This window comes from Paenibacillus sp. YYML68 (assembly GCF_027923405.1).
In the GTDB taxonomy this organism is placed as follows: Bacteria; Bacillota; Bacilli; order Paenibacillales; family NBRC-103111; genus Paenibacillus_G.
The window spans coordinates 3,412,534-3,427,227 of record NZ_BQYI01000001.1 but is presented as its reverse complement, the minus strand read 5'-3'; the positions used below and the strand labels follow the sequence as shown (position 1 = coordinate 3,427,227).

Annotated in this window: 13 protein-coding genes; 7 read left to right on the top strand and 6 right to left on the bottom strand. The window is 55.0% G+C overall.

The genetic code is table 11. The features are described 5' to 3' along the window. Positions 1–91 precede the first annotated feature (91 nt). From PAE68_RS15565 to PAE68_RS15555, 3 genes are all read left to right on the top strand, one after another. Entirely contained in the window at positions 92–2,476 is a 2,385-nt protein-coding gene (locus tag PAE68_RS15565; protein WP_281888410.1) for a WG repeat-containing protein, read from the top strand. A 172-nt stretch (positions 2,477–2,648) separates the two neighbouring features. Then, positions 2,649–4,316 (top strand): HD-GYP domain-containing protein, encoded by a 1,668-nt coding sequence (locus tag PAE68_RS15560; protein ID WP_281888409.1) that lies wholly within the window; start codon positions 2,649–2,651, stop codon positions 4,314–4,316. Between the two features lie 254 nt (positions 4,317–4,570). Beyond that, positions 4,571–5,029 carry a GNAT family N-acetyltransferase gene (locus PAE68_RS15555; RefSeq protein ID WP_281888407.1) on the top strand — a complete coding sequence of 153 codons (459 nt, stop codon included), beginning with the start codon at positions 4,571–4,573 and terminating at the stop codon, positions 5,027–5,029. Positions 5,030–5,117: 88 nt separating this feature from the next. On the opposite strand, the gene PAE68_RS15550 is transcribed toward PAE68_RS15555, so the two are convergent. Then, a complete protein-coding gene (locus PAE68_RS15550; protein ID WP_281888405.1) occupies positions 5,118–6,017 on the bottom strand; it encodes an AraC family transcriptional regulator in 900 nt (299 codons plus the stop codon). Positions 6,018–6,135: 118 nt separating this feature from the next. Between PAE68_RS15550 and PAE68_RS15545 the strand changes: the two genes are divergently transcribed. The 3 genes from PAE68_RS15545 to PAE68_RS15535 all read left to right on the top strand — a co-directional run bounded on the left by PAE68_RS15545 (position 6,136) and on the right by PAE68_RS15535 (position 8,539). Then, positions 6,136–7,212 (top strand): Gfo/Idh/MocA family protein, encoded by a 1,077-nt coding sequence (locus tag PAE68_RS15545; RefSeq protein ID WP_281888404.1) that lies wholly within the window; start codon positions 6,136–6,138, stop codon positions 7,210–7,212. A 68-nt stretch (positions 7,213–7,280) separates the two neighbouring features. Beyond that, entirely contained in the window at positions 7,281–8,120 is an 840-nt protein-coding gene (locus PAE68_RS15540; protein ID WP_281888403.1) for a sugar phosphate isomerase/epimerase family protein, read from the top strand. A gap of 257 nt (positions 8,121–8,377) precedes the next feature. Then, positions 8,378–8,539 carry a hypothetical protein gene (locus PAE68_RS15535; RefSeq protein WP_281888401.1) on the top strand — a complete coding sequence of 54 codons (162 nt, stop codon included), beginning with the start codon at positions 8,378–8,380 and terminating at the stop codon, positions 8,537–8,539. A gap of 199 nt (positions 8,540–8,738) precedes the next feature. Here the strand turns inward: PAE68_RS15535 and PAE68_RS15530 are convergent, their stop codons facing one another. From PAE68_RS15530 to PAE68_RS15510, 5 genes are all read right to left on the bottom strand, one after another. Beyond that, complete coding sequence (locus PAE68_RS15530) at positions 8,739–9,563, bottom strand: flagellar motor protein MotB (protein WP_281888399.1); 825 nt, start codon at positions 9,561–9,563, stop codon at positions 8,739–8,741. Continuing rightward, entirely contained in the window at positions 9,556–10,347 is a 792-nt protein-coding gene (gene motA / locus PAE68_RS15525; RefSeq protein WP_281888397.1) for a flagellar motor stator protein MotA, read from the bottom strand. The genes PAE68_RS15530 and motA overlap by 8 nt, the downstream gene beginning before the upstream one ends. Positions 10,348–10,608: 261 nt before the next feature. Beyond that, positions 10,609–11,583 carry an aldose 1-epimerase gene (locus PAE68_RS15520; RefSeq protein WP_281891100.1) on the bottom strand — a complete coding sequence of 325 codons (975 nt, stop codon included), beginning with the start codon at positions 11,581–11,583 and terminating at the stop codon, positions 10,609–10,611. Positions 11,584–11,783: 200 nt separating this feature from the next. Continuing rightward, entirely contained in the window at positions 11,784–12,281 is a 498-nt protein-coding gene (locus tag PAE68_RS15515) for a glutathione peroxidase (protein ID WP_281888395.1), read from the bottom strand. Positions 12,282–12,447: 166 nt separating this feature from the next. After that, positions 12,448–13,236: a hypothetical protein gene (locus PAE68_RS15510; RefSeq protein ID WP_281888394.1), complete on the bottom strand. Its 789-nt coding sequence runs from the start codon at positions 13,234–13,236 to the stop codon at positions 12,448–12,450. 294 nt (positions 13,237–13,530) lie between these two features. Between PAE68_RS15510 and PAE68_RS15505 the strand changes: the two genes are divergently transcribed. Next, positions 13,531–14,694: a Gfo/Idh/MocA family protein gene (locus tag PAE68_RS15505; RefSeq protein ID WP_281891098.1), complete on the top strand. Its 1,164-nt coding sequence runs from the start codon at positions 13,531–13,533 to the stop codon at positions 14,692–14,694.

Genomic DNA, 14,694 nt, shown 5'->3' with positions numbered 1-14,694 from the left:
AAATCGCCGACATTCTACACGAATTATTCATCACCAATGCGGGCTCATGCCCATATACTGCTCACATGACTGAAAATAGGAGGGTGCGATCATGTCACGACATAACGGCGTTCCGATCGATCAGGTGACGGCTGCATTACCGAACGGGGCGGTTCTGGACCGTCATGAGCCTGGCGGGAGGCCTATGATCATTGCAGCGGACTTCGACGGGGACGGACGCCTCGAGGCTGCAGCAGCGTTCCGTATGAACGGTCAAGGCGGTATTGTCACACTGCGTCAGGAGGAGTACGGAGCCTGGGTGAAGACAGCGAAGCTAACAGGTCCAGGATATCGGATTAGCACGCTGCAGGCCGCACCTGTGACGACCGAGGATAAGATGAATCTGCTAGTCGGCTGGCAGATCGGTTCGATCTGGTCGGAGCTGCGCATCCATGAGGAGCAGGGCACTGGGCAGTGGAACGAGCTGCTGCAGGATACGGTTACCTTCACTTATATGGAGGCGCTGCCTGCCATGGGCGGCAGTCGCTCCGCTCTTGCGCTGTGGATGCATGATACGGGGGAAGCTTACCAGGTGGAGGTCATGCGGTTTGAGTCGGGAAGGCTTGTCGCGAGTCCGGAGCTGTATCCGGTGTATTACCCGAAGGTGGTACGCTATTATGAGCACATGGTTCGGCAGTTCCCTGATTATCGCTTCTACCGTGACTACTTGGAGGATGCGCGGAAGAAGGCAGGACTGCTGCCAACCGAGACGGTAAGGGCGTTCCCGGAGCGGAGCGGCAATCTATATCCGGCAGCTGTGAAGCAGATTGGCGGGACGCGTTGGGGCTATATCAATGAACGGGGAGAAATGGTCATCCGCCCGACCTATGATTCGGCGGGGGAATTCCAGAGCAACGGACTCGCGGTTGTTGGCGTCAAGGGACGGAGCGGTGCGATTGACCGATCTGGCGCGATGCGCATTCAGCCGGTGTTCGAGATGATTGGCGAGTTCTCGGAAGGGCGCGCTGTTGCGATCGACAAGCAAGGCTTCCATATCATTGATGAGCGCGGCGACATCGTAACCGCACGGCCCTACAGCTACATCGGCTCGTTCAGCGAAGACCGAGCGGTCGCGTACCAATCTACGTCTGACGGTGTCTCGAAATACGGCTACCTCGATCGGCAAGGTCGTGAGGTGATTCCGCTGCAGTATGTAGAAGCCGGTGACTTCAATGAAGGTCGAGCGGTCGCGAAGCGCAAGGAGAAGGAGTATGTGCTGCTTGACCGCGGCGGACGCGTGCTGAGCACGTATCCGTATGCGTTCGTGGGCGGCTACGGAGACGGGCTGCTGCCGTTCCGTAAGGAGACGGACAGCAAGCTCGGCTATATCGATGAGCAAGGTACGGTCCGAATCGAGCCAGCCTATTCGGTCGCCCTGCCGTTCCAGGACGGTCGGGCTGTAGTTAACGCTTCGGAAGACTACAGCAACCTGTATGGCTTACTGGACCGCTCGGGCAAGCTCGTGCTCCCGACGAAATACAACGATGTCATGCAGCTAGGCGAGCGCCGTGTCGCCGTCGGAACGGCTATAGCAGCCGGTCAGCCGTACTACGGCTCCCGCTACGCCATCGCAGACGATGACGGCAGGCTGCTCACCGATACGCGCTATTACAACGTAGGCGATTACAAGGACGGTCTTGCTTCGGTCAATGATGGCCGTCAGACGTACTTCATCGACCGCACAGGCCGCAAGGCGGAGGGCTGGCCATCGGTTCAAGGCAGTGGCACGTTAACGTGGATGAAGCCGCTCATTCAAGCGAATGTGGACCAGCGACTCTTTTACCTCAATACAAGAGGAGAAGTCGTCTGGAAGCCAAGCGGTCACATCCCGCTCCGTCCACCGTATGCGGTCCTCGAGCAGAAGTATATGCCGAATAAAGATTACTTGGTGTATTATCCGCAAGTGAGCGGCATGAAGGATCAGACCATTCAGGAGCGCGTCAATGCGAGACTGAAGAAGCTCGCGGCGGTGAAGCCGGTTGGCAGCGGACAGCTTGATTACAGCTATACGGGCGACTTCGAGGTGACGTTCTTCCGCGATCGGCTTGTCGTGCTGGAGCTGGTTGGCTACGAGTTCCCGTTCGGCGCTGCGCACGGTATGCCGTCCCGCATCTACGCTCATATTGATCTGGTCAGTGGTCAATTCTATGAGCTGAGCGATCTGTTCAAGCCGGGCAGCGACTATGTCAAGGTACTCAGCGAGATCGTCGGTAAGCAAATTAAGAACGACCCGCAGTACGATTACGTGTTCCCGGACAGCTACAAGGGGATTTCTGCCGATCAGCCGTTCTATGTAACAGAGCACGCGCTTCACTTGTACTTCAATCCGTATGAGATCGCGCCGTATGCTGCTGGCTTCCCGACGTTTACGATTCCGTTCGCGGAGCTTAAGAGCATCATTGCCGAGCAGGGTGCGTTCTGGAGATCCTTTCATTAAATAGCTGCGGGCTGCCGGTCTAATCGGCGGCTCGTTTTTTACTACACAGAATGTCGAATAATGAAGGAAATACACTGTTCATGTAGAATATGAATAGGTGGAATACATAGGCTGTACGTCGTCGTTGACAGTCCATTACATCCAGACCAACATACGTTAGAGGTGTCTTTCGATGAGTCGCCCTTTTCGAACCGATCCAGCCTTACTACAGTCACCGTCGCCCGCAGCCCGCAGCTGGAAGGGGAGAAAGTTCACGATTCTGTTTATGGTCTTCATGTTTCCAGTTATCGGGGTGCTGTCTGCGTTCTTCGGGCAGCAATGGCTTCGCGTGCGCGACGCTGAGCAGCAGCTAAGCGCTATCGAGTATATCCGGGATGCCGCTTCGTTCCTCCATCAGGTGGAGCATCATGGCATCGTGCTCATGCTGCATCAGTATGACAAGCAGCTGTCTGACGAGGCCGTAGTGAAGGAGCAGCAGAGGAGAATTAGGGAGCATATTGAACAGCTAGATCAATGGCACCAATTATACGGACACCTGCTGGACAACAGCTGGCTCGAGATTAAGGTTGAATATTACTTGCTGGCCAATCGCAGCCTACGTATGGATTACATCGATTCTCTATACGCGCATGACAGGTTGATCAGGCATACGGTTCAGTTTATCGAACAAGCAGGAACGTCGTTAGGACTTCTACAAGGTGTGCAAAAAGAACAGCTGCACTACTCCTTGCGCGTGCTGCGCATGCTTCCGGAGCTGTCGCACTACATCGAGCGGTACCGGATGCTATGGATGCCTGCTGCAATGGAGGTCCAATCGCGCGAGGAGCTGCTGAAGCAGCTGATGACCGCAGGCAGTATGGTCGAGGCGCTGGCTGAGAAGGCCATAGAGTCGCAAGATATATCTACGGACGATCTGAAGCTTCACCGTGAGCTGTGGGATCAGGTGATGCGGTTGTCAGGCTACACGAAGGAGCTCGCGGTCGATCGATCGGACGAGTGGAGTATGGTCGCAGATTTTACATTGAAGACAGCGGCTGTACCGGATGAGGTGTTCCGGCTGATGGCGTATGAGCTTGACAGCCTGTCACAGCTGCTGAACCAGCAGCATGACAGAGCTTCACGCAATGTGATTGCGCTCAGCTTGCTCATCTTGATCTCGATTGTGATGATCGGCGTCGTCTACTTCAAGGAGTACCAATACAACCGGATGGTGAGAGTATGGAAGCATACTGCAACCGGGCTGAAGGATCAGGCGCTGGCGAACCAGAAGCTGATTATCGGCATCGTCGAGGCGCTGAACAAGGCGCTGGAGGCGAAGGATCCATACACACTTGGTCATTCCGAGCGAGTGAGTCAATACGCCTTCCAGCTGGCTGATCGGCTCGGGATGTCTCCTGTGGAGTGTGAGAAGGCGCGGCTTGCGGCGTTATTCCACGACATCGGCAAAATCGGAATACCGGATTCCATCTTGTTGAAGCAGGGAGCTCTGACAGCAGAGGAGTTCAAGGAGATCAAGAAGCATCCGATCTATTCCTTCAACATTCTGAAGCCGGTCGATCCGTTCGGCGACATCTTGCTCGGGGTGCTCCATCATCATGAGAACTGGGACGGCAGCGGCTACCCGGAGGGGATCAGGGAGGAGCAGATTCCACTGATCGCGAGCATCATTCATGTGGTCGATGCGTATGATGCGATGACGACGAAGCGCTCGTACCGCGGCTCGATGTCTTCGGAGGCGGCGCTGATCGAGCTCATTCGGATGAGGGGGAAGCAGTTCCATCCGCAGTCTGTAGACTGCTTCGAGCAGATCGTCCTGGAGAAGATGGACAAGGAGAAGTGAACCGGTGAGAGCCAGTAAGGTTTAGATCGTGGAATAGAGATTGAAGCGGAGAGATGGCGCAGGCTGTCTCTTTTTTTGCGTTTAAGGCTGTGGAGGTCATGGTTTTATGCTCCTTTCATGTCACTTCTATGTAATGTATGGCGACTTTATACAATATTTTTTACGAAACGATAAAAAATAGTAATTTGTCAAAAGTATATATGTCAGGTTATATTACATGTAAGAAGAAGATTGTACAGAAGGAGCTGATTAGGATGGAAATTCGCAGCTATTCTCCGTTAGATCATGATGAGGTATGGAGAGTGCACTTGCTCGTCATTACGGAAGCGGGCGTGGAGGCTACCCATTCGCACTATCATGATATTCTGAATATTCCGAAAAATTACCTGCAAGCAGGCGGAGACTTCCTCGTCGGTGTGGAGGAGAGCGGCGTAGTCATTGCGATCGGCGGCTTGTTCATGCTGGAGTCTGGACAGGCCGAGATTAAGCGACTGCGTGTGCACCCGGATTACCAGAAGCGTGGCTACGGTCAGCGGCTTCTATCCGAGCTGGAGGAGCGCGCCAGAGAACGCGGCATCGCCCGTCTGAAGCTGGATACACTCACAAGCCAGTACGGAGCGCAAGGGATGTTCTTGAAGAACGGCTACGAGCCGAAGGGAAGCGCGAGAATTGACGGCTTCGACGTGCTGCTGTACGAGAAGCAGCTGGCGTAGTGGCGATGAAGCATTGATACATGGGTAGATGGACGGGTGAATGATTCGGTGAACGATGGCATGATGTTATTGAAAGCGCAGCGCGCTCCTAGCTGGAGTCGGACTGCGCTTTTTTGTGCTTGCGGAATTCAGACGGGAGCGCTCCCTTGTATTCGCGGAACAGTCGGGAGAACGTCTTGTAGGAGCCGAAGCCGACCTCATAGGCGATCTCGGACACGCTCATCTCGGTGGAGACAAGCAGACCGCTGGCATGCCGCAGCCTCAGGTCGTGGACGAACTGTACGAACGTCTGACCGGTCGTCTGCTTGATCAGCTCGCTGATGCGCGACGGGCTCAGCGCATATTGCTTCGCGAGTAGTGCGAGCGACAGCTCCTCTTGGTAGTGAGTCTGGATATAGTGAATGAGCGGCCAGACCGAGAAGGCAGGAGGCTCGCTCGGTACGGATGAGTCCACGCATCGCGTCCTCGGTGCTTGCTGTCCATCCGCTCTGCGCTTCCGGTCGAATCGTACGAGCAGCTCCTTGAGCTTCGCCTGCAGCATCGTTCGCCTCCAGCGGTCATGGCCTTGGAATTCGCTATACATGTGGCCGAGGCTTGCTGCCAGCTCATCCTGCTCGTCACCGTCGAAATACGTATGCGCCGTCAGGTGCTCGGAATCAGACAGCAGCTCCCACAGCTCTCCGTTTGCGCCTGCGCCTGCCAACAGATCCATGCTGAAGCAGCAGTTGTAGAGCACGAGCTCGCTTCCCGCGTCCGTGTGCAGCTCGTGCACCTGGTACGGCAGGACGAAGGTGAACGTGCCGGGCTTCATCGGATGCAGCACGCCGTTGATCGACTCCGCACCAGAGCCCTCGACGACGTAGGAGAATTCAAGGAAGTCGTGCCGATGAGCGGGGAAGCCGTTAGCGAGCTTGTTCCGAGATAAATATAACGGCAAGGAAGAGCCCATGTTTGGATAATCTTTAATGTACATGGGGAAGTAGGTCATAATCTGGAGCCCTCCGAAGTTTTGGGACATTTATCGAAGCGGGATGCATGAATAGAGAACGATTTCATTTTATCATGAGAACAGCTAGTACGTCTTGAATCTATGGAGGCTGATCCTTATGAACAATCAGAAGCTGGTCAAAATTGGTGTTATTGGTGCGGGGAATATCGGAGGCGTCCATGTGAGGGAATTCCAGAAGCTGCCGGATTGGTGCGAGATTACGACGATTACAGATGCCAGTCTTCCCCTTGCGGAGAAGAGGGCTGCCGAGTTCAGCATCCCGCACGTCGCGGGAACGCCAGAGGAGCTCATTGGTAGTGCGAATGTAGACGCTGTCATCGTTGCGGTTCCGAATCAATACCACGCACCGCTGGCGATCCAGGCGCTGGAGGCGGGTAAGCATGTGCTGCTAGAGAAGCCGATGGGGCTGAACAGCGAGTCGGCACGTCTCATTCTGGAGGCGAGCCGCAGGTCGGAGCGTACGCTGATGGTAGCTCATCAGATGCGATGGGAGGCGGTTCCGATGGCGATTCACGAGCAGATGAAGCGAGGAGAGCTCGGGCGCATCTACACGGCGAAGACGGGGTGGTTCAGGCGCAAGGGGATTCCGGGCTGGGGCACCTGGTTCACCCGGATGGATCAGTCTGGGGGCGGGCCGCTCATCGATATTGGTGTACATATGCTCGATCTGGCGCTTCATCTCATGGGTAGTCCGAAGCCGGTTAGCGTGTACGGAGCAACGTACGCCGAGTTTGGGCCGAAGCGTCGTGGCATCGGCACGTGGGGCAAGCCGGACTGGTCAGGCGTCTACGATGTGGAGGACTTAGCGTCGGCGATGATCAAGATGGAGGATGGCAGCACGCTGACTCTCGATGTGAGCTGGGCGGTGCATATGGATACGGACAATACGCCGTTCATCCATCTGATGGGTACCGAGGGCGGCGCCTCGTATCGCGGTGGTGAAGGTAAGCTGCTGACCGAGAAGTTCGATCAGCCGCTGGAGACGGTCGTGCGCAAGCCTCAGGAGGACGAGGGCGAGCGTCTTCGCATGAGCCGTCACTTCCTCGAATGCATTCGTGACGGGAAGGAGCCGTTGACGTCGGCGCTGACAGGCTTCACGAACAATCTCGTGCTCGATGCGATCTACGAGTCGTCTCGTACGGGGCGTGAGGTACGTCTGGAGGAGCGTTGGTAGCTCGACTGTAGCCGCTGCAAGTCGTTAAGTATGGTGGCACTATGGCTATATAAGGGAGTGAAGCGGATATGTGGAGAGGCTTGACACGAGCAGGGCTTGGAGATGTCGGAACGGATATACAATGGATGGAGCTTGCTGCCGAATATGGCTTCGAGTCGGTTGATCTGGACGCGGGGGCGCTTGCCGACCCGCATCGCGTCCTGGAGCTTCGGGAAGCGATGGAGCGCCTCGGGCTGATGAGCGGCGCATTCGGTCTGCCAGTCGAATGGCGGCGCTCCGAGGAGGCGTTCCGCGAAGGGCTGCCGCAGCTGGCCGCCGCAGCCGCTGGAGCTGCGAAGCTCGGGCTTACGCGCTGCTGCACGTATGTGCTGCCGTCGACGGATGAGAAGGCAGCACATTTCATGGCGGTGGCGACGAGAAGGCTTCGGCAATGCGCAGTTATACTATCGTCGTATGGCATACGGCTCGGACTCGAATTCGTCGGACCGCATCATCTGCGGACGCAGTGGGCGAATCCGTTCATATGGACGATGGACGAGACGCTAGACTGGATCGAGGCGATCGGGGAGCGTCATGTCGGACTGCTGTTCGATACGTATCACGCCTATACGACAGGGTTGACGGGGCAGGACCTCGATAAGCTGAGTGCGGAGCACATCGTGCATGTCCACATTAACGATGCGCCTGACGTACCTGTTGAGGCGGTCCGCGACAATGAGCGGCTGTATACGGGGGAGGGCGTTGTCGACTTGGCCGATTACTTGCGGGGACTTAAGCGGATCGGCTACAACGGCCCGATTGCGCAGGAGGTGCTGCTCAAGACCGCACCTGCTAGCTCTCCCCGCGAGCTGTTGGCTCGGACGAAAGCGGGTTTCGACCGCGTTTTTGCAGAGGCGGGAATTAGGTAGGCTGGAGTTGTTAGTTATATTGTAGCTCGAAGGGTGCTTCCGCTTGGCTGGCGGGGGCATCTTTTTTTTGGTCCGTAAGTAGGTCTAGAGGTGGAGTATACATCTGACAAGAGTCGGGTGGGATCGAATAAATAGACTTCATTCGTCAAATTATATTAAAATATTATTGATACTCGACACAAAAGCGTAGGAATATGTTACTATATAGACATAAAAATAAGTATTAATAACTACTTTCATAATGGGGAGGAAGTCTTATGGAATCCAATCTGTACAGTGAACTTAAATATCATCACGGTGATCAGCATCGTCTGAACCAAGTTCTCGAGGATGCGAAGACCATTCTGATCCACAAGAAGCGCCAGCCATTTTACTACAGATTTTTTCGGTTAAAGCCGCGCACACAGCCGAAGTGGTAACTAGACAACAATGTAGCTATCTTAGTGCTATCGGGGAATCAAGTATCGAGCAGGGCTCCGCATATCATCATACATATAATCTCCGTCCAGCTCGAAGCTCGAATAGAATAAGACGGGCTTAACCAACACCATAAAGCCGCTATCAACCCGGTGGGGAATGATAGCGGCTTTCGAATGTTTGTACGTGATAACGAACGATTTACTTCGGAGCGTCCACCATATCCGGCGCCTTGATGCTGCGCAGAATGCTGACCTCGACGCGGCGGTTTTTGGACCGGCCCTCGGCGGTGTCGTTGGTGTCGATCGGATGGTACTCGCCGTAGCCGATAGAGCGGAAGCGCTCGGGGCCGATCTGGGCGTTCTGAAGCAATATTTTCATAAAATTCAACGCTCGCTTCGCGCTCAAATCCCAGTTCGTCTCGAACGCGGCGCTGTTGATCGGCACGTTGTCCGTATGGCCCGCGACCTCAATCCGGTAGTTCGGATATTGAGAGAGCATATCGGAGATCGCAACGGCCAGCAGCTTCGCTTCGGGCTTCACAGCCGCATCGCCGGAGGCGAATAGTGCGTTATCGCGAATCGTAATCATCAGCAAATCATGGGTGAGCTGTGTCTCGAGCTGCGTGTTCAGATTGTTCTCCGCGATGTACTGATCCAGCTTCTGCTTCAGATTCTCCATGTCCGCCTGCTCCTTCTGGAACATCTGCTGCTCGGCCTCGCTCTGACCGGACTGTCCAACCAGCTCAGTTGGCGTCGCACTTGTAGGATTGTCGAACTTCTTAGACTCTACATTCGGATCATTCGTAATCGGCACGATGCTGGACGGCAAGAAGTTGCCTGTACCGCCGGTGAAGGCGGAGTTCAGCCCTTTCATAATCGTCTCATACTTCTTCTGATCGGTCTGGCTGGCGGCGAACAAGATGATGAACAGCGCCAGCAGCAACGTCAGCAGGTCGGCGTAAGGGATGAGCCACGTCTCATCGACGTGCTCCTCATGATGCTCGCTGTGCTTCTTCTTACTCATCGGCCTTCCCCGCCTTCGCGTCCGTCTTGTCGCGCTGGGAGGTTGGGATGAAGACCATCAGCTTCTGCTGGACTGCTGTGGACGAGATGCCGGACTGAATTGAGAGCAGACCTTCGACCATCATAAGCCGAATCTCGACCTCCTTCTTCGACTTCTGCTTCAGCTTGTTCGCAATCGGGTGCCAGAGCACGTAGCCGCAAAAAATACCGAGAAGCGTCGCGACGAACGCCGCGGAGATCAAGTGTCCGAGCTCTTCCACGTTGTTCAAGTTACTGAGTGCCGCGATCAGACCGATCACGGCCCCGAGCACCCCGAGTGTCGGAGCGTATGTACCAGCTTGGGTGAAAATCTGTGCGCCGGAGCGGTGGCGCTCCTGCATCGCATGAATGTCCTCCATGAGCACATCATGGACGAAATCCTGATCGTTGCCGTCAATAATCATCCGCATGCCGTTGCGCAGGAACGGGTCGGAGATCTCCTCGACCTTGCTCTCCATCGCGAGCAAGCCTTCGCGGCGTGTAATGGACACCCACTCCGTGAACATGTTGATAAGCTCCATCTTCGGAATCATCTTCTGCTCCGTGAAGACGATCTTCATCAGCTTCGGGAACAGCTTCATCTCCTCCATTGAGAAGCCGATGAACAGCGATGCCGCCGTTCCGACGAAGATGATCATGAGTGCTGCCGAGTTCAGCAGGGCGATGGGACTGGCTCCCTTCAGGAACATCCCGACAATAACGGCGATGAGCCCGAGACAAAGTCCGAGTACAGTTGACTTTTCCACGATTATACACCTTCCATAATTCATTTTATTTGGGGCTATATAGCCACATCGTATGTATGGATTAGTTCGACAAAAAGTGACACTTCTCCTGCTGACTTCCCTAAAATGTTTAAATTTTTTTTCAGCAAGTGACTTATGTTCCTGTTCCTGTAAGTGATCAGCAGCTGTCCGGTCGGAGCAATCTACGCATTCACGCTGAAAAAGCCCTGCCGTTAGCCGCATAAAGCCGCTTCCAGCAGGGCGTTGCTCCGAGGGAGCATACTACTTCGCATGTAGGCAGTACAGACGGGCCGAAACTTCCCAAATCTCTCCCGACTCCAGAGCGATCAGGCCGCTCTCCTCCGCGGGAATGTCCATATTAGGAGCATTCACGAGATTCATCTGCGGCTCCGGGCAGAAGAAGCCCTCGGTTGCATCGTTGTTCCAGATCATCCAATGCTTGTAGCTGGTGCCGACATCGTAGACGAGCTTGTCGCCGGTGCGTGTGTCAGTCAACTCCATCCGGTTGCGGCCGTTCTGCGGAGCCGCTGTATAATGGTTGTCCATCGCCTCGAAGAACGGGTTAACGCCCACCGTCTTCATCGCTTCCTCCTCCGGCTTGAGCGGCTGGAAGGCGCCAGTCGGCAGCATGCGCTCGTTCATCTCACGGCGGCTGCCGATCGTCATCTTCAGCTTATAGTCGCTAGCCGTGCTACCAGGGACGAACGGCGTGTTCACCGTCGTATGGTAGGCAAGCAGACAAGGCATCGATTGCGAGCCGGTATTGCGAATGAACGTATGCTGCTGCAGGCCATCGCTGCTCAAGGTGTAGCGAAGTCGGAACGTGAACGTATGGGGGAAATAGTGGTACAGCGGGTGGGTGTCATCCACCTCTAGCAACAGAGATACATAGCTTGTCGTATCGGTCGTGCCATATTCCTCTACCTTCCAAGGAATGTTATGTACGAAGCCGTGCAGATGGTTGCCGCGCTCGGGCTCGTTCACCGGGAACTGGTAGCAAGCTCCGTTCCAGCGGAACTTGCCGTCCTCAAACCGGTTCGGTGGGAATAACACCGGAATGCCGTGCACGTAAGGCATCGCCTTGAAGCTATCCATCTCGTGCTCACGAGGCTCCCGCAAGAAGCGATAGCCGCTCTCGCAGTCGCGGAAGGCGATGAGGTTAGCGCCGATGTCCGGCAGCACGACCGCCTCATAGCGGCCAGCCTTCAGCCATACTGCCTGCTCGCCTTGATACATGTCTGTATAAGCTTGGATCGTTGAAGTCAACAGGTTCCCCTCCGTCGGTCAGCGGACCAGATCATATGAATATTCCAACCTTCATCATACTCGGAGTAAGCTTCTACAGACTATCATGAATGCAACTTAAACTATTAATATTCGAACTAAACGAATGTGCGTCTCTTGCACGGAATGATCCGTCAACGAATGATCCATGACTACGTCGTAAGCAACGCTTCAATATCGGATGCAAGCTCCCGCGGCTCGACCCCGGATTCGAACCGCTTCAAGACGCGGCCGCTGCGGTCGACGAGAAACTTCGTGAAGTTCCATCTGACCTCGATTCCCTTCGCGTCATCCGATGGAGGCAGCGGCGCATTTTCGGTCAAATAGACGTAGAGTGGATGCTTCTCCTCGCCGCGTACATCCATTTTACTGAGCAGAGGGAAGGTCACACCGTAATTCGTGCTGCAGAACGACGAGATCTCCTCCTCCGTGCCCGGCTCCTGACCGCCGAACTGGTTGCATGGAACGCCGATGATGACTAGCCCCTGTTCCTTGTAATCCTGATACAGCTTCTCGAGTCCCGCGTATTGCGCGGTGAAGCCGCACTTGCTGGCCACATTGACGAAGAGCAGCACGCGGCCTTCGTATGCACGGAGGCTGAGGTCATTTCCGTGAATGTCCTTGACTATGTATTCATATACCGTACTCATTCTTATATATCCTCCTTCGGATCGGACGCGTGTGATCGCAGCTGCTTCATCGGTCCGGCTCTCGTTCTATTCAATTGTAGCAGTCCTTCAAAATAAAGTGCAAATCGAGCACAAACAAACAACCCGCCGAAGGCCTAAGCCTCGGGCGGGTGCAGGAGACGCTTGATTAACGGTACAGGTTTTGGCTGGAGGAGATGCTGTTGTATGGGCTTGGGCCAAAGCCGAATTGCGGCGCTGTGTTATTGATGCTTTGGTACGCTTGCTCGTTACCGCGGATGCCGTAGCGCGGGCTCGTGTAGTCCGGCTGGCTGGTCATAGCACCTTGCTGTGCTGGCGTGAAGTAGTTCTCACGGATGGAAGCGTCATGACCAAGCTGGTTGCCGCGGTAGTTCGCCATATGGTAGGAATCTGCGGATACCGGCTGGCTGTAGGAGCTTTGGCCGTATGCAGTGCTCGGCGTGTAGCTGGAGATGCCTTGGTTGTAGCTCTGGTTGATGTTCTGGTTGTATGCCGTGTTCGCATTATAGGAAGACAGACCTTGACCGTACGATGTGTTCGTGTTGTAGGACGTCGTGCTGCTCAGCGGGTTGTTGAAGCCGTATTGAGAAGCTGTGTTGTTGACGTTCTGGAACGCCTGCTCGTTACCGCGGATGCCGTAGCGTGCGCTTGTGAAGTCCGGCTGGCTAGCCATTGCGCCCTGCTGCTGTGTCGGCGTGAAATAGTTCTCGCGAAGCGAGGAGTCGTGGCCGAGCTCGTTGCCGCGGTAGTTCGGCATGTGGTAGCTCTGGCTGGACGGGTATGCGCCGAATTGCTGCTGCTGGCTCGTGTTGTAGAACGATTGCACATAGCCTGTCGGCTGGAATGCGCTTTGTGCTTGCACTTGAGTGCGCTGGTACGGCAGCGTGTTGTTGTAGGAGGACGTGTTCAGGTTGTTCTGGAATTGTTGGTTATACATGTTCAATCGCTCCTTTGTATATTGAGTATAGTCTTCAAGAAGAATCCGAGATCCCTCCGAAAGCCTTCTATAGCATTCTCAGCGATTGTTTTTTTTATGAATGATGGGGAATGAATAGTTGTGAAAGTGGTTCGTATTGTACGTCATACAGCAACCAGAGTTAAATCAGCAGGCACAATTGAACAACGGTAGTGAAGTGCTTCTGCCTCTATTCGTGCTACGATGAATAGGAATAAATCGCTTACAAGGCTTGCTAGTAAGGACTGTCAACTTCAGGATGAGGAGAGGATTCCGCTGGATAAGGTGCGTATTGGGGTCATCGGACTTGGAAATATGGGAACATTGCATGTAAAAAGCTTGGCAGGCGGCAGCGTGCCAGGCGGCGTTCTGGCTGCGGTGTGCGATATGCGGGAGGAGCGTCTGGCTTGGGCGCAGCAGGAGCTTGGGGAAGACGTAGCGCGCTTCAGCTCGTATGAGGAGCTGCTGCAGTCCGGGACGGTTGATGGCGTACTCATCACGACGCCTCACTACGCGCATCCGGAGCAAGCGATTGCTGCCTTCCGTCATGGGCTTCATGTACTGGTGGAGAAGCCGGCTGGTGTATACACGAAGCAGGTGCGTCTGATGAATGAAGCGGCGGCGGCCTCGAACAACGTATTCGCTATTATGTATAATCAGCGCACGAATCCGATCTATGCCAAGCTCAAGGAGCTGGTGGATTCTGGGGAGCTTGGCGAGGTGCAGCGCACGAACTGGATTATTACGGACTGGTATCGTTCACAGAGCTACTACGATTCGGGCGGCTGGCGTGCTACATGGGCCGGAGAGGGCGGCGGTGTGCTCATTAATCAGGACCCGCATCAGCTCGATCTGTGGCAGTGGACGGTCGGCATGATGCCTACTCGCGTGCGGGCGTTCTGTCAGTTCGGCAAGCGCAGAAGCATCGAGGTTGAGAATGAAGTAACTGCCTACGTTGAGTATGAGAACGGCGCAACGGGCGTATTCGTGACGTCTGCGTGTGAGACGCCGGGCACGAATCGCTTCGAGGTCGCCGGTGACCGCGGCAAGGTCGTCATCGAGGATGGCAAGCTGACGTTCTGGCGTCTGCGCGAGTCTGAGGGCGAATTCAATCGGACGTATACGGGCGGCTTCGGACAGCCGGAATGCTGGAAGATCGATATTCCTGTTCAGGGCGACAACCCGAGGCATGTCGGCATTATTCGGAATTGGGTGAACGCGATCTTGACAGGCGAGAAGCTGATCGCACCTGGGGAAGAAGGCATTAATGGCTTGATGCTGTCCAATGCGATGCTGTTGTCAACATGGACGGACAGCTGGGTCGATCTTCCAATCGATGAGGAGCTGTTCTACGCCAAGCTGCAGGAGAAGATCAAGTCATCGTCATCCGTTAAGAACAAGGACGATAGCAAGACACTTGATGCACAAGGCACGCATTAA

What these genes read in the sequence shown, in the direction of transcription:
- PAE68_RS15560 (WP_281888409.1), top strand. Translation starts at nt 2,649, where the DNA reads ATGAGTCGCCCTTTTCGAACCGATCCAGCCTTACTACAGTCACCGTCG.
- PAE68_RS15520 (WP_281891100.1), bottom strand. Translation starts at nt 11,583, where the DNA reads ATGTATCAAGGCGAGCAGGCAGTATGGCTGAAGGCTGGCCGCTATGAG.
- PAE68_RS15565 (WP_281888410.1), top strand. Translation starts at nt 92, where the DNA reads ATGTCACGACATAACGGCGTTCCGATCGATCAGGTGACGGCTGCATTA.
- PAE68_RS15535 (WP_281888401.1), top strand. Translation starts at nt 8,378, where the DNA reads ATGGAATCCAATCTGTACAGTGAACTTAAATATCATCACGGTGATCAG.
- PAE68_RS15540 (WP_281888403.1), top strand. Translation starts at nt 7,281, where the DNA reads ATGTGGAGAGGCTTGACACGAGCAGGGCTTGGAGATGTCGGAACGGAT.
- PAE68_RS15555 (WP_281888407.1), top strand. Translation starts at nt 4,571, where the DNA reads ATGGAAATTCGCAGCTATTCTCCGTTAGATCATGATGAGGTATGGAGA.
- PAE68_RS15550 (WP_281888405.1), bottom strand. Translation starts at nt 6,017, where the DNA reads ATGACCTACTTCCCCATGTACATTAAAGATTATCCAAACATGGGCTCT.
- PAE68_RS15530 (WP_281888399.1), bottom strand. Translation starts at nt 9,563, where the DNA reads ATGAGTAAGAAGAAGCACAGCGAGCATCATGAGGAGCACGTCGATGAG.
- PAE68_RS15510 (WP_281888394.1), bottom strand. Translation starts at nt 13,236, where the DNA reads ATGTATAACCAACAATTCCAGAACAACCTGAACACGTCCTCCTACAAC.
- PAE68_RS15545 (WP_281888404.1), top strand. Translation starts at nt 6,136, where the DNA reads ATGAACAATCAGAAGCTGGTCAAAATTGGTGTTATTGGTGCGGGGAAT.
- PAE68_RS15515 (WP_281888395.1), bottom strand. Translation starts at nt 12,281, where the DNA reads ATGAGTACGGTATATGAATACATAGTCAAGGACATTCACGGAAATGAC.